Genomic DNA, 20,728 nt, shown 5'->3' on the forward strand with positions numbered 1-20,728 from the left:
GGCGCGGGAGCCCCAGAACCGCGAGGAATAAGACCATGACCGTGGACTCCCAGGGGGCGGCGGATGCCGCTACCCAGGACGCGCCCGGGAGGGCGGCAGGGAAGTCTCAGACTCCGCCACCCCCTTCCGGCCCGAAGGAAGTCCTTAAGCCCTCGCGCGGGAGACGCTCCCTGCCCAGCGGGCTGTTGCCGTACCTGCTCGTCGCGCCGGCACTGTTGTCCATGGCGGTGCTGCTGCTCTACCCGCTGTTCCGGAACGTGGTCCTCTCCTTCCAGGGGGTCAACAAGCGGGAGATGATCCGGCGCGAGACGCCCTGGGTCGGCTTCGAGAACTACACCAAGCTCCTGAGCGACCCCGACTTCTGGACCGTCGTCGTCCGCTCGGTCGTCTTCACCGCGATCAACGTCGCCCTCATCATGGTCGTCGGCTCCCTGATCGGCCTGCTGCTCAACCGCCTGGGCAAGAAGATGCGGCTCGTGCTCTCCCTGGGCCTGATGTTCGCCTGGGCCATGCCGATCATCGCCTCGGTCACCATCTTCCGATGGCTCTTCGACGAGCAGTTCGGCGTCGCCAACTGGGTGATGCGTACGCTCGGCTTCTCCGGCTACGAGCAGCACAACTGGTTCGAGACCGGCTTCGACGCACTCACCATCGTCCTGGTGCTGCTCGTATGGGGCTCGGTCCCCTTCGTCGCCCTCAACATGTACGCGGCCCTGACCACCGTCGGGGCGGAGCTGTACGAGGCCGCCAAGATGGACGGCGCGAGCGGCTGGCGCACCTTCTGGTCGGTGGTCTTCCCGAACCTGAAGCCGTTCTTCCTGATCACCACGTTCCTGGAGATCATCTGGGTCTTCAAGGCGTTCGCCCAGGTCTACGCCATGAACCAGGGCGGCCCCGACCGCGGCTCCGAGACCCTGCCCGTCTACGCCTACATCGAGGGCCTCGGGCAGCAGCACTACGGCCTCGCGGCGGCCATCTCGATCCTCACGATCATCATGCTGATCGTCGCCATGTCCTTCTACTTCCGCCTGATCCTGAAGCAGGAGGATGAGCAGTGAGTACCACGCAGACCGCGCAGACCCCCCAGAAGCTGCGGACCCGCAAGCCCCTCCGGCCGGCCGCGGTGGCGAAGAACCTCGCCGCCCTCCTCCTCACCGGGCTCTTCATCTTCCCCGTCTACTGGATGGTCTCGTCCTCGCTGAAGCCGCAGCAGGAGATCCTCACCAAGGACCCCGTCTTCGTCTTCACGCCGACCTTCGAGAACTACACGACGGCGACCGGCGTCGACCTGTTCTGGACGTACGTCACCAACAGCCTCCTGGTGACCGTCGGCGCGGTGATCCTCGCCCTCCTCGTCGCCCTGGCCGCGAGCTTCGCGATCGCCCGCATGAAGTTCAAGGGCCGCAAGGGGATCGTCCTCATCGTGATGATGGCGCAGATGGCCCCCTGGGAGGTCATGGTCATCGCGATGTACATGATCGCCCGCGACGGCGACATGCTGAACAGCATCCCGCTGCTCACGATGATCTACTTCGTGATGGTCCTCCCCTTCACCATCTGGACCCTGCGCGGCTTCATCGCCGCCGTCCCGGTCGAGCTGGAGGAGGCCGCGCAGATCGACGGCTGCACCCGCGGCCAGGCCTTCCGCAAGGTGATCTTCCCGCTGCTCGCCCCCGGCCTGATGTCGACCTCGCTCTTCGGCTTCATCACCGCCTGGAACGAGTTCGCGATGGTCCTGGTCCTGAACAAGGACAAGGAGGCGCAGACCCTGACGCGCTGGCTGACGCAGTTCCAGACCGCGTTCGGCAACGACTGGGGCGCCACCATGGCCGCCTCCGCGCTCTTCTCGCTCCCCGTGCTCGTCGTCTTCCTCTTCCTCCAGCGCAAGGCCGTCGGCGGCATGACCGCCGGCGCGGTGAAGGGATAAAGGGCTTCCCATGACCACATTCGTACACAGCTCGGACACTCTGACCCGCGACGCGCTCACGGTGCTCCAGCCCGGATTCGCCGGAACCACCGCACCCGACTGGCTGCTGCGCCGCGTCGGCGAGGGCCTCGGAGCCGTCGGGGTCTTCGGCCGCAACGTCCACTCGCCCGAGCAGCTCGCCGCGCTCACCGAGCGGCTGCGCGCAGAACGCGAGGACATCCTCGTCGCGATCGACGAGGAGAGCGGGGACGTGACCCGCCTGGAGGTCGTGCACGGGTCCTCCTTCCCCGGCAACTACGCCCTCGGCTCGGTGGACGACGTCCACCTCACCCGGTCCGTCGCCCAGGAGCTGGGCCGCCGGCTCGCCGAGTGCGGCGTCAACCTCAACTGGGCGCCGTCCGCCGACGTCAACGCCAACGTGGGCAACCCGGTCATCGGCGTACGCTCCTTCGGCGCCGACCCTCAGCTGGTCGCCCGGCACACCGCCGCGTACATCGAGGGCCTCCAGGCCGCCGGTGTCGCCGCCTGCACCAAGCACTTCCCCGGCCACGGCGACACCGCGGTCGACTCGCACCACGCGATCCCCCGCATCGATGTGGATCTCGACACCCTGCACGCCCGTGAGCTGGTGCCTTTCCGGGCGGCCATCGCCGCGGGTTCCCAATCGGTGATGAGCGCGCATATCCTGCTTCCCGCACTCGACCCCGACCGCCCGGCGACGGTCAGCCCGCAGATCCTCACCGGTCTGCTGCGCGAGGAGCTGGGCTACGACGGCCTGATCGTCACGGACGGCATCGAGATGGAGGCCATCTCCAAGGTCTACGGCATCGAGCGCGGCTCCGTCCTCGCCATCGCCGCGGGCTGCGACGCCATCTGTGTCGGCGGCGGTCTGTGCGACGAGGAGACGGTGCTGCGGCTCCGCGACGCCATCGTCGGGGCCGTACGCAGCGGGGAACTGGCCGAGGAGCGGCTCGCGGACGCGGCCGCCCGAGTACGAGCCCTCGCGTCCTGGACGCAGAGGGCCCGGGGGGATGTCCCGGAGCCGGGCGCGGAAGTGCAGGAGGGGACCGCGCCCGGCACCGGAGTCAGCTCCGACATCGGCCTGGTGGCCGCCCGCCGCGCGGTCCGGGTGACCGGCTCCGGCGACCGGCTGACCGAGGCGGCGTACGTGGCCACGTTCAGCCCGGTGGCGAACATCGCGGTCGGTGCCGAGACCCCGTGGGGTGTCGCGACCGCCCTGACCGAGCTGCTGCCCGGCACCGACGCGGACACGTACACCGACGAGAGCGCCGACCCGGTGGCCGCGGCCCTGGAGGCCGCGGGGGACCGTCGTATCGTCGCCGTCGTCCGCGACGAGCACCGGCACGCCTGGATGGGCAGGGCGCTCGACGCCTTGCTGGCGGCCCGTCCGGACACGGTCGTGGTCGAGATGGGCCTGCCCCAGTCGGAGCCCCGGGGCGCCCTGTACGCGGCCACCCACGGCGCGGCCCGCGTCTGCGGCGAGGCGGCGGTGGAGGCGATCACGGACACGAAGCCCTGAGCCAGGGGCGCGGGTCGAAGCCTCCGGCGGCAAGATCGAGCCCGTCCGGCGATCGAGGACAAAGCCTCTCGCCGGACGGGCGGCACACGGCGAAGGGCCGGGACACCACCACGGTGCCCCGGCCCTTCGCCGTACCTTCAGGGGTCTACAGCCCCTGCCACGACGGCTTCGCCGCATACGTGGCCCGGAAGTAGTCCGCCAGCTTCAGCTTCGACGCAGCCGCCTCGTCGACCACCACCGTCGCGTGCGGGTGCAGCTGGAGCGCCGACGCGGGAACGATCGAGGCGACCGGCCCCTCCACCGTCTGGGCGACGGCCTCCGCCTTGCCCTCGCCGGTGGCCAGCAGGATCGGGTGCCGGGCGTCCAGGATCGTCCCGATGCCCTGGGTGATCACGTGGTGCGGCACCTGGTCGATGTCGTTGTCGAAGAACCGCGCGTTGTCGACCCGGGTCTGCTCGGTCAGCGTCTTGATCCGGGTGCGCGAGGCGAGCGAGGAGCACGGCTCGTTGAAGCCGATGTGCCCGTCGGTGCCGATGCCCAGCAGCTGGAGGTCGACGCCGCCCGCCTCCGCCAGCGCCCGGTCGTACGCCTCGCACGCGGCCTGGACGTCCTCGGCCGAGCCGTCGGGGCCCATGAAGGCCGCCTCGGACAGCCCGAGCGGCTCGACGACCTCGCGCAGGACCACCGATCGGTACGACTCCGGGTGGCCCGCGGGCAGTCCGACGTACTCGTCGAGCTGGCAGATCCGGGCGCGCGACGCGTCGACCGCGCCGGAGGCGACCTTCGCGGCGAGCGCGCGGTAGATGGGCAGCGGAGTCGAGCCGGTGGCAACGCCGAGCAGGGCGTCGGGCTTGCGGCTGAGCAGGGCTGCGATGGCCTCCGCGATCAGTTCGCCGCCTGCCGTGGCGTCCGGGACGATGACAACTTCCACGCTGTGCCTGCCGATCTGACTAGGGGAGCCGGTGGTATAGACCAATCAAGTTCCCAATTTAGCAGAACCGGGCGGCCGTACGGTGAACAGTCCGCCCATCGGCCCGCACGCTTGCGCGCCCACCGGCCCGCCCGCCCCGGCCCGCTGGCGGGCCTGGGCAATGCCTGGTCGACTTGTGCGGTACGGAACGGATCGCGCACCCCCGTGGACGCGCCTGCGTGGACGCACCGCCCGTACGCCGACACCGCAGCCGACAGCGCAGGGAGGCCCCCATATGTCCGCCACCCCACCGGCCGACCGGAGCGGCCAGGGCGACGAGCCCGGCCGCATCATGTCCGGCGAGATGGCCGAGCAGCCCGCGATGCTGCGCCGCATCCTCGAACAGGGCGCGCCCCGCATCCGCGAGGTCGCCGCCGAGATCGCCGCCAAGAAGCCCCGGTTCGTGCTGCTCACCGCCCGGGGTACGTCGGACAACGCGGCGCTCTACGCGAAGTACCTGCTGGAGATCCGGCTCGGGCTGCCCTGCGGACTGGCCTCGATGTCCACCACGACGGCCTACGGGGCCAAACCCGACCTGCGGGACGTCCTGGTGATCACCGTCAGTCAGTCGGGCGGCTCGCCGGACCTGGTGGCCTCCACGAGGGCCGCCCGGGACGCGGGGGCCGTCACCCTCGCTGTCACCAACAACCCGGACTCGGCGCTCGCCGCCGTCTCGGAGCACCACATCGACATCCTGGCGGGCCCGGAGAAGGCGCTCCCGGCCACCAAGACGTACACCGCGTCCCTCCTCTCCCTCTACCTCTTCGTGGAGGGCCTCGCCGGGGTGGACGGTACGCAGGCCGCCGCGAGCCTGCCCGACCTCGCGGGCGCGATCCTCGGCCGCCGTGCCGAGGTCAAGGCGCTGGCCTCCCGCTACCGCTTCGCCGAGCGCATGGTGATCACCTCGCGCGGCTACGGCTACCCCACGGCCAAGGAAGCGGCGCTGAAGCTGATGGAGACCAGCTACATCCCCGCTCTCTCCTACTCCGGTGCGGACCTGCTGCACGGCCCGCTGGCGATGGTCGACAACATCTCCCCGGTGATCGCCGTGGTCACCGACGGCCGGGGCGGCGAGGCCCTCCAGCCGGTGCTGGACCGGCTGCGGGGCCGGGGTGCGGACCTGTTCGTGGTCGGCCCCAAGGCCCAGGTGGAGGAGGCGTCGGCGGGCTTCTCGCTGCCCACGGCCGGGGTTCCGGAGGAGTTGCAGCCGGTCCTGGAGATCCTGCCGCTCCAGATGCTGGCGTACGAGGTGACGATCGCCCGGGGCCAGGACCCGGACGCCCCGCGCGCCCTGGCCAAGGTCACCGAGACCCGCTGAGAGCCGAGATCCGCCGCGAACCGGGCCCCGCTGCGAACTGGGAGGCGATAGGGCTCCGCAGGTGATACGGCCCCGAGAACACCCGCGGGCCGCGGCGCCAGAGCGGGACCCTCAGCCCGCCCGGCACCGCAGCCCGGAGCTGCCTGGCCGGCGGTGTGCGGTGCCGTCGGCCACATGAGGCACCTTGCGCGGTCAGGGCAGAGAGCGCCGGCGCCTCGGTCCGCTCTCCTGTGCGGGGAGAGCGGGGTCTTGGTGAACTCATTGTGGACTAGACCAATTGCCCGTGTCCATCCGTGTGCACGACATTCTCCGGCCCCGCATCACGCCTGTCCATCGGCCTTCACCCGATGCCCCGCAGCTTGGCACGGCCGGGCGGGCCGTTCGGTTCGAACACGCGCGGTAACCCCAGGTACGCTCCACCCGTGCCCTCCATGAACGACCTCGTCCGCCAGCACACCGCTCTGAGCGACACCGACCTTGAGTGGCTCCACCTGCTGGTCTCGGAGTGGCAGCTGCTCTCCGACCTCTCCTTCGCCGACCTCGTGCTCTGGGTCCCCACCCGCGACGGCACCCGGTACGTCTCCGTCGCCCAGATGCGCCCCAACACCGGGCCCACCTCCTACCAGGACGACATGGTCGGCCACCTGGTGCCGCGCGGCCGCCGTCCGCTGCTGGACGCCGCGCTGGACGAGGGCCGGATCGTGCGCGAGGGCGACCCGGAGTGGCGCGAGGAGGTGCCCGTACGGGTCGAGTCCATCCCCGTACGCCGCGAGGGCCGGGTGCTCGGCGTCATCGCCCGTAACACCAACCTGCTCACCGTGCGCACCCCCTCCCGGCTGGAGCTCACCTACCTGCAGTCCGCTTCCGACCTGGCCCAGATGATCGCCGCCGGGGCCTTCCCCTTCCCCGGCCAGCAGGTCGACATGGACGCCTCCCCGCGCGTCGGCGACGGGCTGATCCGGCTCGACGCCGACGGGATCGTCCAGTACGCCAGCCCCAACGGCCTCTCCGCCTACCACCGCCTCGGCCTCGCCTCCGACCTGGTCGGCCACCACCTCGGCACCGTCACCGCCGAACTGGCCCCCTCCCGGGGGCCGGTGGACGAGGCCCTGGTCAAGGTCGCCAGCGGTTACGCGCCCCGCGAGTTCGAGGTCGAGTGCGCGGGCGGGGTCATCCAGCTGCGGGCCATCCCGCTCAAGCCCAAGGGGGCCCGGATCGGCTCGCTGGTCCTGCTCCGGGACGTCACCGAACTCCGTCGCCGCGAACGCGAGTTGATCACCAAGGACGCGACCATCCGGGAGATCCACCACCGGGTGAAGAACAACCTCCAGACAGTGGCCGCCCTGTTGCGCCTCCAGGCCCGCAGGATGGACTCCGAGCAGGGGCGCGAGGCGCTCAACGAGGCCGTCCGGCGCGTCGGCTCGATCGCCATCGTCCACGAGACGCTCTCCCAGAACCTGGACGAGCGCGTCGAGTTCGACGAGATCGCCGACCGGGTCATCGCGATGGTGTCCGAGATCTCCCCGGGCAAGGTGACCTGCCGGCGCACCGGACGCTTCGGCATCCTCGACGCCGAGGTCGCCACCCCGCTGTCCATGGTGCTGACCGAGGTTCTGCAGAACGCCCTGGAGCACGCGTTCGCCGTGGCCGACCACGGGACGGTGGAGGTCTCGGCCGTGCGCGGCGGATCGCCGGCCGAGGGGCGGCTGCTGATCACGGTCACCGACGACGGGCGCGGACTGCCCGAGGGCTTCGACCCGAAGCAGGCCGGAAACCTGGGCCTCCAGATCGTACGGACGCTGGTGGAGGGGGAGTTGGGCGGTGTGTTCGGCATGGTCCCGGCCCCCGGGCGCGGCACCCAGGTGGTCCTGGACCTCCCGGTCCGGGGCGACAAGTAGAGCAGGCGCGGGAGCGCACACAGCAGAGCGGGCCCGGACCGTGGTGACGGTCCGGGCCCGCTCCGTGGTGCTCACGTTGCGATGCGCTTCGGGGTACTGCGCGCTGCGACTCGAAGGCGGGGCTGTGCGTACGCTCTGTACGCGCCGCCGGGCTGAGGCTTGGTGCGGGGGTCGCTCAGGCGCTGGCGTTACGCGCCCGGTTGCGAGCGGCGCGGCGCTTCATCGCGCGGCGCTCGTCCTCGCTGAGGCCACCCCATACGCCGGAGTCCTGACCGGACTCAAGCGCCCACTGCAGGCACTGCTCCATGACGGGGCAGCGGCGGCAGACAGCCTTGGCTTCCTCGATCTGCAGCAGCGCAGGACCGGTGTTGCCGATGGGGAAGAACAGCTCGGGGTCTTCCTCACGACAAACGGCGTTGTGACGCCAGTCCATGGCTGCTACCTCTCCTTGGTATTACACGCTTGTTGCTTGTGAATGTGAACGCTTTCACGAATCCCCCCGCAGATGACGGGCCGACTCCCAGATGAACTGGGTGTGGTCTGTGAGGTGAGGAGGGGTTCTGGCTCTCAGTGGAGGCCGGTGTTGCGGGCCGTCCCGATCGCCATGTAGAGATTCGCAAACCTCGGCGGCGGATACAACCCCTTCTGGAAAGTTTTTTTTGATTCCTCGGTGTCGACTAGGTCACAGCCGCACTTCTAAGGGGTGGGGGCCAGTCCAAACGTTCGAGTTAAAGGACTTTAGGCCCTTCCACTCACACAATCACACGCAGTGCACGGCGTACGCCTGTGAACGTCACGCTCGTACGCAGTCCCAAGTGGTCGCCGTCCATCTGGAAGGGCAGTGGGACCTTTGAATGCAAGGTGAAGTCGGTGAGGTCGTGCAGCGAAACGGCGTGCTTGCCGCGCGGCCCCTTCTCGGGGCTCGATGTGAGCAGCTGGGTGCCGTAACGAGCCACCGCCGGAGTGGACAGACGCTTCAGTCCGAGGACGTCCAGCGCGGTGTCGAAGGAGGCCTTCGGCGAGGCGTAGACCGGACGATTGCCCAGGTAGGTCCAGGGGGCGGTGTTGCAGATTATGGAGAGCGCGAGGTCGGCGACCGGGTCCTGGCCGGGCACGTCGAGCGTGATCGTCCCGTGCCGCCGGTGGGCCTCGTTCAGGAACTGCCGCACCACCTGGCGTACGTACAGGGCGTGCGTCGACCGCTTGCCGCCCTCGCGTTTCTGTTCGACCCGGCCGACCACTCCCGCATCGAAGCCGAGGCCGGCGCAGAAAGTGAACCAGCGTTCGGGGACGGACTCGTCCTCGGTGCCCGGGGTGCCGGCCGCGAGCCCCAGGCCGACCGTGCGTTCGGTCCGGTTCTCCAGGGCGTCCAGGATCGCGCCGGTCGCCTCGACCGCGTCGTTGGGCAGCCCCAGGGCGCGCGCGAAGACATTGGTGGAGCCGCCGGGAACCACGGCGAGCCTCGGCAGCCGGTCCACGTCCGGGCCCCGGTGCAGCAGCCCGTTCACGACCTCGTTCACCGTGCCGTCGCCGCCGAGGGCGACCACCAGGTCGATGTCGTCGCTGTCCGCGGCCCGCCGCCCCAGATCCCGTGCGTGCCCCCGGTACTCCGTGGTCACCGCCTCCAGCTTCATCTCGCTGGCCAGCGCGTGGATCAACACGTCACGGGTGCGCGCACTGGTGGTGGTAGCAGCTGGGTTGACCACGAGGAGTGCGCGCATGCCCGCCAGCCTACCTACCGGGCGGTTCGGTCCAGTAGTCCCGGTTCGCTGTGCTCCCCGCCGGTGACGCCCCGTGACCGCCGCTCTCCTCCCGCGTACGGGACGGGGAGGGGGCCGCGCACCCCGGCTTCACTTCCGGCCCTCCGGGATGCCAACCTGAAGGGTGTGAGCACTGAAGCGACCTCGCCCTCCCCCTCGCCCGCCGTGACGGAGCGCCCGCGAAGGATCACCGTCCTCGCCGGGATCAACGCCCTCGAAGGCGCGGCGCTCGCCATCGGCGGGATCTACCTGCTGGTCATGGGGCTGCTCGGCCGCCTCGAAAGCACCCAGCAGGCGGAGACGGTCGGCATCACCCTGATCGCTCTGGGCGCCATTCCGCTGCTCGCCGCCCGCGGGCTGATGCTGCTGCGCAGCTGGAGCCGGGGCCCCGCGCTGATCACGCAGATCATGGCGCTGCCGGTGGCCTGGACGCTGCTGCGGTCGCAGGGCGCGCTGATCCCCACCGGGATCGTCCTCGCGGTGGTCGCCGTGACCGGTCTGGTGCTCGTCCTGAACCCGGCGACCACCGAGGTCCTGGGCATCCGGCGGGGACCCGCGAAGACCCCCGACGCCTGAGCCCGGCAGGACCCGGGGGCCACTGGGACCACTCCAGGTGGGCTGCTCCTGACTCCCGGGCGCTACTCCTCGACGAGCAGCCGCTCGCGCAGCTGCGCGAGGGTGCGGGCCAGCAGTCGCGAGACGTGCATCTGAGAGATGCCGACCTCCTGGGCGATCTGCGACTGGGTCATGTTGCCGAAGAAGCGCAGCAGCAGGATGCGCTTCTCGCGCGGCGGCAGGTCCTCCAGGAGCGGCTTGAGGGACTCCCGGTACTCCACGCCCTCCAGGGCCTCGTCCTCCGAGCCCAGGGTGTCCGCGACGGCGGGGGACTCGTCGTCGGTGTCCGGCACGTCCAGCGACAGCGTGCTGTACGCGTTGGCGGACTCCAGGCCCTCCAGCACCTCCTCCTCGGAGATGCCGAGCCGCTCGGCCAGCTCGTGCACGGTCGGTGAGCGGCCGTGCTGCTGGGAGAGCTCCGCGGTGGCCGTGGTCAGCGAAAGCCGCAGCTCCTGGAGGCGTCGCGGCACCCGCACCGCCCAGCCCTTGTCCCGGAAGTGGCGCTTGATCTCGCCGACCACCGTGGGGGTCGCGTACGTCGAGAACTCCACGCCCCGGTCCGGGTCGAACCGGTCCACCGACTTGATCAGCCCGATGGTGGCGACCTGGGTCAGGTCGTCCAGGGGCTCGCCGCGGTTGCGGAAGCGGCGGGCCAGATGCTCGACCAGCGGCAGATGCATGCGCACCAGCCGATTGCGCAGCTCGGCCTTCTCCGCGGAGCCGTCGGGCAGTTCCCGCAACTCTATGAACAGGGCCCGCGCCCCGCTGCGGTCGTGTGGATCGTGGTGCCCGTGCTCGCTCATCTGGCCCGCCCGCTCTGCCTGCGACTGCTGCTCCACCGCGACGTTGAGGCTCTCGGGCCCGTCCGCTCCGTCCACCGGATGCGGCCGGGCCTGTTGCTCCGGGATGCCTGCTGGGCGCACCACCCCGGGTCGGATCGTCTCGTCCCGCACAGGACCGTCCCCGTTCCCGTCGCTCACGCCGGCCCGGGGCCCGCGCCGCGCTGTTTGTAGAGGCTGATGCTGACCGTACGGTCATCGGCGACCGTGGACTCGACCTTGCCCGCGAGTGCGGAGAGCACCGTCCAGGCGAAGGTGTCGCGCTCGGGCGCCCGGCCGTCCGTCGTGGGGGCCGACACCGTCACTTCGAGGGAGTCGTCGACGAGACGGAAGACGCAGCTGAGGACGGAGCCCGGCACGGCCTGCTGAAGCAGGATCGCGCAGGCCTCGTCGACCGCGATACGAAGATCCTCGATCTCGTCGAGAGTGAAGTCCAAACGCGCTGCGAGACCGGCCGTGGCCGTTCGCAGCACCGACAGGTAGGCACCCGCAGCGGGCAGCCGGACTTCCACGAAGTCCTGATTCCCGGGCTCGCCTGCGATCTGGGACACCCTCACCTCCAAGGTGGCACAAACTCTTTCGAGGTTCCGGGAAGGGTGGCCCGGAGCCATGCGGTCCGTCGACGGTTCTTGGCTTGGCGACGCTATCGGATCCATGATGCCGTGTGACGCGGACCCCAGTCCCCAATCGTCACTCATGGTAGGCATATGAGTACACACAGTGGCTAGGGGTCTGCGGCCTCCAATTACGAAGAACCGGCGCCGGATTGACGTACCCAGACGTCAGGCGATCGAACCGTCCCCGAAGCACCGGCGCCCGCTCTCGACCGCCTCGAAGCTCCGCATCACGGGGTGTCCGTTCGCCTGGAAGTGTTCGGTCGCGTGCCGCGGCGGCGACGGATCCGAGGATGGCGAGAGGGCGGCGGCATGGACGCGAGGCCGTCGGCGGGCCCCGGCCGCGGTTGTGGGGCGCCTGGGGGCGCCTCGGGGCTGCCCCGCGGGTGCCCTGCGGGCGGGGCCCGAGCGGGGTGGCGGTCAGTCGGGTGCCCTGCGGGCGGGGCCCGAGCGGGGGTGGCGGTCAGTCGGGTGCCTTGTGGGAGGTCTGTGCCTCCGGGGCGCCGGTCACGACGGCGGCCACCCGGGTGCCCGGCCGGAACGCCCCCTCCTCGGTCAGCGCGGTCAGCGCGAACAGCAGTTTCGCGACGTAGACGCGCTCCACGGGCAGCCCGTGCCGGTCCTCGAAGTCCGCGGCGAACGCCTCCAGCTCCGGGGTGGAGCGGGCGTAACCGCCGAAGGCGAAGCGCTCGTCCAGCGACCAGTTCCCGGCCGGTCCGCCGAACGCCTCGCGCTGGAGCCGTTGCACGGCCTCGCCCAGGAAGCCGCCGCGCAGCACGGGGATGCCGAGGGCCCGCTGCCCGGGGGCCAGACCGGCGGCGAGACCGGCGAGGGTCCCTCCGGTCCCGCAGGCCACGGCCGCCACATCGGCCTCACCGGCCAGCTCGCGCCCCAGCGCCGTACAGCCCTGAGCGGCCAACGCGTTGCTGCCGCCCTCCGGGATGACCACCGCGTCCCCGTACCGGCTCAGCAGGCCGTCCAGGACCTCGGGGGACGCCTTCGCGCGGTACGTCGTACGGTCCATGAAGTGCAGCCGCATGCCGTCGTCCGCGCACCGGGCCAGCGACGGGTTGAGCGGCCGGCGGGCCAGCTCGTCGCCGCGGACGACGCCGATGGTGGGAAAGCCCAGCAGCCTTCCGGCCGCCGCGGTGGCCCGCAGGTGGTTGGAGTACGCCCCGCCGAACGTCAGCACGGGGCGCCCGGCGGCCGCCGCCAGGTTGAGGGCGAGCTTGCGCCACTTGTTGCCCGGCAGATCGGGGTGGATCAGGTCGTCCCTCTTGAGGAACAGCCGCACTCCGTGGCGCGCGAAACGCTCGTCGTGGGCTTCTCGCAGCGGGGAGGGCAGCCGGGGGTGCAGAAGGGTGTCGAGGCGGGGCGGGCGGTTCACCTGCCCATTGTCGCCACGCCGCGCCCGCCAGGACGCCCTGCTGGTCGTAGGGGCGCTCCTCGGCGGCGATGAGGGAGTTCGCCATCAGTCAGTAGACCTCGTCCCAGGCCGCGGCGACCTCAGGGGTGACCGCGTCGCCCAGGACCTCGGCGATGGCGGCGAAGAGGTGGGTGTGCACCACCTCGTACTGCTCGGGGGCCACCCCGAGAGAGGCGTGCTTGTGGGCGATCCGGTCCAGCATCGCGTCGGGGCGGGTGCCGGGCCGCTCCACCAGCTGGGTCGCGAACGCTGCGATGGAACCGGCGAGCGCCCGTCGCTGGTCGCCGGAGGCCTGATTGCCCCGGTTGAACAGGTCCCGCAGCAACTCGGGGTGGGCGGCGAAGAGCTTCTCGTAGAAGAGGTCCGCGATGTCCCCCATGGCCGCGCCGACGGCGGGGAGGGTGGCGCGGACAGTGGCGGTGGACCGGTCGGAGAGCATGGAAGGAGCTCCTTATTGGAATGCGAGATGCATATTTTGGGCGAAGGGGGGACACGCGGGCGCGGGCGCGTCCGAGGGGTGCCGACCAGGTTTGGTCGGGTGGCGGCCGGGCGCCGGTCGGGCTCAGTCCGGTGGTGGGCCGCTGCCGATGCCCAGCAGCAGCGGGCCCGTGGGGGCGGCGACGAGGTCGGTGACGGTGATCGGGTCCAGTGAGGCATGGAAGGCTTCCTGGGCCTGGCGCAGCGCGTCGCGCAGCCGGCAGGCGGAGCGGAGCGGGCAGGGGGTGCCGCCCTCGCACTCGACGACCTCCTCCGCCCCTTCCAGCTCCCGCACCAGTGAGCCGATCGACGCGGAGTGTCCCGCCGTCGTGAGTGTGAGCCCGCCGCCCCGGCCGCGGCGGGCGTCGAGGAGGCCGAGGTGCTGGAGTCGGGCGACGACCTTCGCGGTGTGGGTGTACGGCACCCGCATGGTGGCCGCCACCTCGCGGGTGGTCGGCGGATCTCCGCCCTCGGTGACCGCGAGGCGCATGAGGACGCGGAGGGCCACGTCGGTGAATCTCGTCAGCCGCATGAGCCCCACCGTAGATATGTGGTATGCGTGATGCAAATTTGCTGGTCCGCGCGGCGACGAGGAGCAACTTGCCCCGACCGGAGGCCGATTAGTCACACTCTTTTGTGTAATGGCGTGCGGAGTCCCCTGCTGAAAGGCTTTTCCTCGCAGGTCAGCCCATGATCGAGAGGACGTCAGATGTCCGTTGGTGAAGAGGTTCGCGACACGCAGGCGCCGCCGCAGCAGAGTCTGGGGACGGCGGCTGCGCGGAACCTCGCGACGACCACCAAGTCCGCGCCGCAGATGCAGGAGATCACCTCACGGTGGCTGCTGAAGATGCTGCCGTGGGTGCAGGTACAAGGCGGTACGTACCGGGTGAACCGTCGGCTCAGCTATTCGGTCGGTGACGGCCGGGTGACCTTCGTCCAGACCGGGGACCGGGTGGCCGTCATCCCCGCGGAACTGGGGGAGCTGCCCGCTCTGAGGGGCTTCGGGGACGAGGAGGTGCTCGCCGAGCTGGCCCGCAGGTGCGAGCAGCGGGACGTGGCCGCGGGGGAGGTGCTCGCCGCCTCGGGGGATGCGGCGGACCGCGTCTATCTGCTGGCGCACGGCAAGGTCCAGAAGATCGGCTCCGGGCCCTACGGGGACGAGATGGAGCTCGGTGTCCTCGCCGACGGCGCGTATTTCGGTGACCACAGTCTGATCGACGGCGATGCCGTCTGGGAGTACACCGCCCGCGCCGTCACCGCATGCACGCTGCTGACCCTGAGCCGTGCCGATGTCTACAACCTCGCGGAGCGCGCCGAACCACTGCGCGGCCACCTCGCAGGTCTGCTCTCCATCCCGCAGCAGCGGACCAACAAGTACGGCGAGGCGGAGATCGACCTCTCCGCCGGGCACGTGGGCGAGGCCGTCGTCCCGCACACCTTCGTCGACTACGACGCCGCTCCGCGCGAGTACGAACTGAGCGTCGCTCAGACGGTGCTGAAGGTGCACAGCAGGGTCGCCGATCTCTACAACCAGCCGATGAACCAGACCGAGCAGCAGTTGCGGCTCACGGTCGAGGCGCTGCGTGAGCGCCAGGAGCACGAGCTGATCAACAACAGGGAGTTCGGACTGCTCAACAACTGCGACTACGGGCAGCGGATCCAGCCGCACGACGGGGTGCCCAGCCCGGACGACATGGACGAACTGCTCTCGCGGCGGCGTGGATCGAAGCTCTTCCTCGCCCATCCGCGGGCCATCGCCGCCTTCGGCCGCGAGTGCAACCGGCGTGGACTCGTCCCGGAGAGCATCGACATCGGCGGCCACCACGTGCCCGCCTGGCGCGGAGTGCCGATCTTCCCGTCCAACAAGATCCCCGTCTCCGATGCCCGCACCACCTCCATCATCTGCATGAGGACCGGCGAGGCCGAGCAGGGGGTCATCGGTCTCCAGCAGACCGGCATCCCCGACGAGATCGAGCCGAGCCTCTCGGTCCGCTTCATGGGGATCGACGAGCAGGCGATCATCTCCTACCTGGTGACGGCGTATTACTCCGCCGCCATTCTGGTGCCGGACGCCCTCGGAGTGCTGGAGAACGTCGAGGTCAGCCGCTGGCGCTGATATCGAGCTCACTCCGGGGGTCCGGGCGGCAGAGGCCGCCCGGACCCCCGGGCCCGCACCCATCGCCTCGCCCCAGGAGTGACCGTGACCATGACCAGTACGGACGCAGCGACGGAAGGGCACGAGGCCGCGGCGCTGCTGGAGCGCACCCGCGCGGTCGTCGACCCCCATCTGCGATCGGCCGTGGAGTCGCTGCCCGGCGGCATACGCCGGATCGCGATGTACCACTTCGGCTGGGAGAACGCCGACGGGACCCCCGCCGCCGGGCAGGCCGGGAAGGCCATCAGGCCGGCCCTCGTGCTGGCCGCCGCCCGCGCGCTGGGCGGCGATCCCGAGCGGGCGGTGCGGGCCGCCGTCGCCGTCGAACTCGCTCACAACTTCACCCTGCTCCACGACGACGTCATCGACGAGGACACCACCCGCAGGCACCGTCCCACCGCCTGGGCGGTCTTCGGCATCCCGGACGCGATCATCGCCGGCGACGCCATGCTCGCCCTCGCCCAGCGGCTGCTCGCCGAGGACACACATCCGGCCGCCGCCCGCGCCGCCGCCCGCCTCTCCTCCTGCGTCATCGAGCTGTGCGCGGGCCAGCAGGCGGACTGCGCCTTCGAGGAGCGCGGCCCCGACGAGGTCACCCTCGACGAATGCCTCGCGATGGCGACCGCCAAGACCGGTGCCCTGCTCGGCTGCGCCTGTGCGCTCGGCGCCCTCTACGCCGGGGCGGAGGACCGGGCGGTCCGGGCGATGGACGGCTTCGGACGGGAGGCGGGGCTCTCCTTCCAGCTCATCGACGACCTGATCGGCATCTGGGGCGACCCGGAGCGCACCGGCAAACCCGTCGGGGCCGACCTGTCCGCCCACAAGAAGTCCCTGCCCGTGGTCGCCGCCCTCACCTCCGGCACCCCGGCCGCCGCCGAGCTCGCCGCCCTCTACCGGGGCCCCATGAGCACCTCCGCCGAGGTCAACCGGGCGGCCGACGCGGTGGACCGGGCCGGCGGCCGGGACTGGGCCCAGGTCTGCGCCGCCGACCGGATGGCCCGCGCGGTCCACCACCTCTCCCGTGCGGTCCCCGACCCGAGCGGCGCGGGCGACCTGCTGGCCCTGGCCGAATTCGTCACCCGCCGCACCAGCTGACCGACCGCCATGACCGGTTCCGCCCTCTCAACTCTAGTATTCCGGAGGTTGGTTGGAGCGAACAGCAGAAGGAGCGGCAGCCGGTCATGGGCATACGGACACAGCAGGCGCAACCGGAGGACAGGGCCCGGGTCGTCTCGGTCATGGAAGAGGCGTTCCACCACGACCCGGTCAGCAGCTGGGTGTTCCCGGACGAGGCCCACCGGCGGGCCGTGCACGGAAGGTTCCTCGGCGTCTTCGTGGACGTCGCCCTCGCCGAAGGGCGTATCGACATCGCCGAGGGCGACGCGGCGGTGGCCCTGTGGCTGCCGGTGCCCGCCGGAGCCCCCGAGGAGGAGGACCCCACGCCCGCGCTGATGCGGCGGACCGCCGACCCCGGCAACGAACGCTGCGAACTGGTGGGGAGGCTCACCGGAGCGGTCCACCCGCACGACCGCGCGCACGCCTATCTCCTGATGATCGGCGTCCGGCCCGAGCGCCAGGGGGAGGGCATCGGGGCGGAGCTGATCGGGGCGGAGCTGGAACGCTGCGACCGGGAGGGGGTGCCCGCGTATCTGGAGGCCAGCAGCGCCCGCAGCCGGATGCTGTACGAGCGGCTCGGATTCCGTTTCCTGGGCCGCACGGTCGACCTGCCGGACGGTCCGCCCATGTGGCCCATGTGGCGTGAGCCCCGCATGCCCCGTACGGGTTGAACCGCCAGGCCCGGGCGGCGGCCGGGGCTGTGCCGGGCAGAGCGCTCGGGTAGAGGGCCCGCGGGTGGAAGGGCAGAGGGCCCGGGCGGAGGGCCCGGGCAGGGGTCGGGCACGGCTCGGTCAGGGGCTACAGTCCCTGCCCATGACAGATGAGTCGTGGGCCGGCTGGTACCGGGACCGCAGGGGTTCCGACGCCGTCGTCCTCACCACGGACGGACAGCAGCTCCGCATCCGGGTCCGAGGGGTCGACTTCGAGGGCGAGAGCTTCGACGACCTGGCCCCGGTGGCGGGGATGCCGCCGGAGAGCGGGATGGTCGCCCTCGCGGACGGCGCACTCACCGACTGCGTACTGGAGTGGGACCTGCCGCTGCCCGTCCTCGTCGCGGGCACGCTCCAGCACGCCACGCTCAGCTGCCTGCTCTCGCTGCGCCGGGCCGACCCGGACCTCCACCTCGCCCTCCATCTGGACGGTGCGGTCTACGAGTCGGCCCGCGCCGAGAGCGACTTCGCCGCCGCCCTGGCCGCCGTCCAGCGCATCCTCCCGGACGGCATCCGCCTCCAGACCTGCATCGCCTGCGGCTTCTCCGACTACTTCCCGGCCCCCGGCCGAGGCCTGTCCGGTGGCCTCGCCTGCTTCCGTGGAGCCAAGGAGGCCTACCGGGGCGCGGCGGGCGAGGACGATGTCCTGGACCTGTGGGACCGGCGGTCCGGGTTCGTCCAGGAGGTCTGGAGCTGCCGGGAGTTCGAGGCGCGCCCGGCCGACGGCGCGGGCACCGGTCACCGGGGCGCCTTCCCCCTGGAACTCGCCTGACGGGCAGGGCCTTTCAGCTGCCGTCACTCTCCCGGAGCGTAGGCCGTGGTGTGCGGCCGGGCCCCTGCCCGTACGTTGCGACCTGCGCGGCCGTGCCCCGGGCGCGTACGTCCCGAGCGCGGGCTCGCGCTCCTGGGCCCGCACGCCCTGACGTGAGGCGTCTGCCGGAAGGTTCCCCGTTCTGCTGAGAGCGTGCCGGGGTTACCGGGGCGCGCCCGTGCGGGCAGGCTCGTCGCATGAGGCTTCTGATGCTGGGCGGTACGGAGTTCGTCGGACGGGCGGTCACCGACGCGGCGCTGGAGCGGGGCTGGCAGGTCACGGTGTTCCACCGCGGCCACCACGCGCCCCCGCCCGGCGTGCGCGCGCTGACCGGGGACCGCACCGCGGGCGCGGCCGGGCTCGCGGCGCTCGCGGACGGAGGTGCGACCTGGGACCTGGTCGTCGACACCTGGAGCGGTGCGCCCGCCGCCGTACGGGACGCCGCCCGGCTGCTGACCGGCCGGGCCGGGCACTACACGTACGTCTCCAGCCGCTCGGTCTACGCCTACCCGACCCCCGCGGGGCTGGGCGAGGACAGCCCCCTGCTGGCCGGGGCCTCGCCGGACGAGGGCGGGGACGTGCCCTACGGCCAGGCCAAGCGCGGCGGTGAGCTGGCCGCCCTGGACGCCTTCGGGGACCGGGCCCTGCTGGCGCGGGCCGGGCTGATCATCGGCCCCGGCGAGAACGTCGGCCGACTGCCCTGGTGGCTGTCGCGGATCGCCCGCGGCGGTCCGGTGATCGCCCCCGGCCCACGTACGGCCGGGCTCCAGTACATCGACGCCCGGGACCTCGCCGGGTGGCTCCTGGACGCGGCGGCGCGCGGGCTGAACGGCCCGTACGACACCGTGAGCCGCCCCGGCCACACCACCATGGGCGAGCTGCTGGACGCCTGCGTCGAGGTCACCGCGTCCGACGCCGAGCTGCGCTGGACCGGTCCGGACGTCCTGCTGGCCGCCGGGGCCGAGCCGTGGAGCGACCTGCCGATCTGGCTCCCGCCGGGCGAGCTCCACGACACCATGCACCGGGGCGGCCACGCCAAGGCGCACGCCGCCGGGCTGCGCTGCCGGCCGGCCGGAGAGACCGTCGCGGACACCTGGACCTGGCTGAGCGAGCGGGGCGGCGTCGCTCCCCAGCGCCCCGACCGCCCCGCCGTGGGCCTCGATCCCCGGTTGGAGGCGAAGCTGCTGGCTCTCTGACGCACCGGTCCCGCGGGTTCCGTGGTTGCCGCGGTGCTCCTGCGCGTGTCGTACGCCAAAAACCTCCCATAGGCCTACGAAACGGAGCGAAACCGGCGTGTCATACAAAATGACTAGGCATTAAAGATGCATATTGCGCGGCATGGAACAGAAGGCGCGCAGGCGCGGCAACGCAATCCGGGCAGCAGTGACAGTGGCCACGGCCGCGGCGATGGTGGGCGTGCTGGCCCCGGCCGCGGGTGCCGATCCGCTGCCGGGCGGACTGGGACCCTGCCTCGGCAGCTCCTGCCCGCCCAGCTGGAACGATCCCAACAACGGCCCGGTAACCAACTTCGACAGCAATATCAACGTCTACGTCGGCGGCGACTTCCTGGTCCGGGAGGCGGCGGCCGAGGCGGAGGGGAAGGTCGTCACCCTCGGCCGGTTCGACATGGACAAGCGGGACGGGGTCTCGCAGATCTACAACGTCGGCATCGCGGGCGTCGGCTCGCGGGTGCCGCCGCCGGACGGCTCCGACTACCTGACGGCGGGCGGGGACGTCACGATCGCCGAAGGCGAGCGCCTCGTCGCGGAGGAGGGCACGCACTCCGGCCGCGTCGCGTACGCGGGTGAGCTGACGGGCACGGTGAACCCCACCACCGCCCCGCGCTTCGACGCGGACGCGGCCGCCCCGTACACCGCGCTGCGCCCGCAGCTCACCGAGGCCAGTCACTGCTACGCGTACGACGGCGACGACCACCGGGAGGTGACGGGCACGTGGCAGAAGGCAGGTGACGTCATGACGTTCACCGGTGACGGTACGTCCGCGATCCAGATCTTCGACGTGGACGCGGACCTGGAGTCGGAGGCGGGTGGCAACACGGGGTTCGTGTTCAACGGCATCCCCGAGGGCGCGACCGTCCTCGTCAACGTCTACGGCGGCACCCGCAGCGTCGCCACGTTCATGGGCTCGTTCCCCAACGAGGGCCTCCGCGAGAACCTGCTGTGGAACTTCCCGGACGCCACCGACCTGTCGCTGACCGGTCCGGCCCAGTTCGAGGGCAGCATCCTGGTCGGCCAGCCGACGAGCACCACCGTGCTCAGCATGAGCGGCACCAACGGCCGCTTCTACACGGCGGGTTCGCTCACCCACACCTCGGCGGGCGCATCGGGCGGCCAGGAGATCCACGCGTACCCCTTCGACGGCGACCTGCCGACCTGCACACCGGACCCGACGCCGACGCCGACGGACCCGACTCCGACGCCGACGGACCCCACCCCGACGCCGACGGACCCGACTCCCACGCCGACGGACCCGACGCCGACCCCGACCGATCCGACGCCGACTCCGACGGACCCCACCCCGACGCCGACCGA

Annotated in this window: 19 protein-coding genes and 1 pseudogene; 12 read left to right on the forward strand and 8 right to left on the reverse strand. The window is 71.3% G+C overall.

What is annotated here, in order from left to right:
- The first annotated feature begins 35 nt into the window (after positions 1–35).
- Genes CIB93_RS09350 through CIB93_RS09360 form a run of 3 tightly spaced genes read left to right on the forward strand, consistent with a single transcriptional unit; the run spans position 36 to position 3,467 of the window.
- The gene (locus CIB93_RS09350) at positions 36–1,058 is read left to right on the forward strand and encodes a carbohydrate ABC transporter permease (protein ID WP_096625987.1); all 1,023 of its coding nucleotides are present in this window, start codon (positions 36–38) and stop codon (positions 1,056–1,058) included.
- 32 nt (positions 1,059–1,090) lie between these two features.
- Complete coding sequence (locus CIB93_RS09355; protein ID WP_257002117.1) at positions 1,091–1,927, forward strand: carbohydrate ABC transporter permease; 837 nt, start codon at positions 1,091–1,093, stop codon at positions 1,925–1,927.
- A 10-nt stretch (positions 1,928–1,937) separates the two neighbouring features.
- Positions 1,938–3,467 carry a glycoside hydrolase family 3 protein gene (locus tag CIB93_RS09360; RefSeq protein ID WP_096625989.1) on the forward strand — a complete coding sequence of 510 codons (1,530 nt, stop codon included), beginning with the start codon at positions 1,938–1,940 and terminating at the stop codon, positions 3,465–3,467.
- 145 nt (positions 3,468–3,612) lie between these two features.
- On the opposite strand, the gene nagB is transcribed toward CIB93_RS09360, so the two are convergent.
- Entirely contained in the window at positions 3,613–4,398 is a 786-nt protein-coding gene (gene nagB, locus CIB93_RS09365) for a glucosamine-6-phosphate deaminase (protein ID WP_096625991.1), read from the reverse strand.
- A 274-nt stretch (positions 4,399–4,672) separates the two neighbouring features.
- Here nagB and CIB93_RS09370 point away from each other — a divergent pair, with 274 nt between their 5' ends.
- Both CIB93_RS09370 and CIB93_RS09375 read left to right on the forward strand, forming a co-directional pair.
- Positions 4,673–5,755 carry an SIS domain-containing protein gene (locus CIB93_RS09370; protein ID WP_096625993.1) on the forward strand — a complete coding sequence of 361 codons (1,083 nt, stop codon included), beginning with the start codon at positions 4,673–4,675 and terminating at the stop codon, positions 5,753–5,755.
- 431 nt (positions 5,756–6,186) lie between these two features.
- Positions 6,187–7,653 carry a sensor histidine kinase gene (locus CIB93_RS09375; protein ID WP_096626041.1) on the forward strand — a complete coding sequence of 489 codons (1,467 nt, stop codon included), beginning with the start codon at positions 6,187–6,189 and terminating at the stop codon, positions 7,651–7,653.
- Positions 7,654–7,828: 175 nt separating this feature from the next.
- Here CIB93_RS09375 and CIB93_RS09380 read toward each other — a convergent pair whose 3' ends face one another.
- Positions 7,829–8,086 (reverse strand): WhiB family transcriptional regulator, encoded by a 258-nt coding sequence (locus CIB93_RS09380; protein ID WP_003953983.1) that lies wholly within the window; start codon positions 8,084–8,086, stop codon positions 7,829–7,831.
- Between the two features lie 319 nt (positions 8,087–8,405).
- Positions 8,406–9,374 (reverse strand): diacylglycerol kinase family protein, encoded by a 969-nt coding sequence (locus CIB93_RS09385; RefSeq protein ID WP_096625995.1) that lies wholly within the window; start codon positions 9,372–9,374, stop codon positions 8,406–8,408.
- Positions 9,375–9,539: 165 nt separating this feature from the next.
- Here CIB93_RS09385 and CIB93_RS09390 point away from each other — a divergent pair, with 165 nt between their 5' ends.
- Positions 9,540–9,989 (forward strand): hypothetical protein, encoded by a 450-nt coding sequence (locus tag CIB93_RS09390; protein WP_096625997.1) that lies wholly within the window; start codon positions 9,540–9,542, stop codon positions 9,987–9,989.
- 62 nt (positions 9,990–10,051) lie between these two features.
- On the opposite strand, the gene CIB93_RS09395 is transcribed toward CIB93_RS09390, so the two are convergent.
- The 5 genes and pseudogenes from CIB93_RS09395 to CIB93_RS09420 form a co-directional block, all read right to left on the reverse strand.
- Complete coding sequence (locus CIB93_RS09395; RefSeq protein ID WP_096625999.1) at positions 10,052–10,981, reverse strand: RNA polymerase sigma factor SigF; 930 nt, start codon at positions 10,979–10,981, stop codon at positions 10,052–10,054.
- Between the two features lie 23 nt (positions 10,982–11,004).
- Entirely contained in the window at positions 11,005–11,418 is a 414-nt protein-coding gene (locus tag CIB93_RS09400; protein ID WP_096626001.1) for an anti-sigma regulatory factor, read from the reverse strand.
- A gap of 526 nt (positions 11,419–11,944) precedes the next feature.
- Positions 11,945–12,868 (reverse strand): 1-aminocyclopropane-1-carboxylate deaminase/D-cysteine desulfhydrase, encoded by a 924-nt coding sequence (locus CIB93_RS09410; protein WP_096626003.1) that lies wholly within the window; start codon positions 12,866–12,868, stop codon positions 11,945–11,947.
- Between the two features lie 12 nt (positions 12,869–12,880).
- Positions 12,881–13,346 (reverse strand): annotated as a pseudogene (locus CIB93_RS09415) (globin domain-containing protein); the annotation flags it as partial.
- Positions 13,347–13,469: 123 nt separating this feature from the next.
- Positions 13,470–13,916, reverse strand: a complete 447-nt coding sequence (locus CIB93_RS09420) for an Rrf2 family transcriptional regulator (RefSeq protein WP_096626005.1) — start codon at positions 13,914–13,916, stop codon at positions 13,470–13,472.
- Positions 13,917–14,093: 177 nt separating this feature from the next.
- Here CIB93_RS09420 and CIB93_RS09425 point away from each other — a divergent pair, with 177 nt between their 5' ends.
- The 6 genes from CIB93_RS09425 to CIB93_RS09450 all read left to right on the forward strand — a co-directional run.
- Entirely contained in the window at positions 14,094–15,500 is a 1,407-nt protein-coding gene (locus tag CIB93_RS09425; protein ID WP_096626007.1) for a family 2B encapsulin nanocompartment shell protein, read from the forward strand.
- A gap of 90 nt (positions 15,501–15,590) precedes the next feature.
- Positions 15,591–16,634 (forward strand): family 2 encapsulin nanocompartment cargo protein polyprenyl transferase, encoded by a 1,044-nt coding sequence (locus CIB93_RS09430; RefSeq protein ID WP_096626009.1) that lies wholly within the window; start codon positions 15,591–15,593, stop codon positions 16,632–16,634.
- A gap of 86 nt (positions 16,635–16,720) precedes the next feature.
- Entirely contained in the window at positions 16,721–17,326 is a 606-nt protein-coding gene (locus CIB93_RS09435; RefSeq protein ID WP_096626011.1) for a GNAT family N-acetyltransferase, read from the forward strand.
- 142 nt (positions 17,327–17,468) lie between these two features.
- Positions 17,469–18,137, forward strand: coding sequence for a DUF6304 family protein (locus CIB93_RS09440; RefSeq protein WP_096626013.1), 669 nt, complete (start codon positions 17,469–17,471; stop codon positions 18,135–18,137).
- A 236-nt stretch (positions 18,138–18,373) separates the two neighbouring features.
- Positions 18,374–19,372, forward strand: coding sequence for an NAD-dependent epimerase/dehydratase family protein (locus tag CIB93_RS09445; protein WP_257002111.1), 999 nt, complete (start codon positions 18,374–18,376; stop codon positions 19,370–19,372).
- A gap of 142 nt (positions 19,373–19,514) precedes the next feature.
- A partial coding sequence (locus tag CIB93_RS09450; protein ID WP_257002112.1) for a choice-of-anchor A family protein occupies positions 19,515–20,728 on the forward strand: 1,214 nt, incomplete at its 3' end.

Origin of the sequence: Streptomyces sp. WZ.A104, assembly GCF_002382885.1 — a bacterium.
GTDB lineage: Bacteria > Actinomycetota > Actinomycetes > Streptomycetales > Streptomycetaceae > Streptomyces.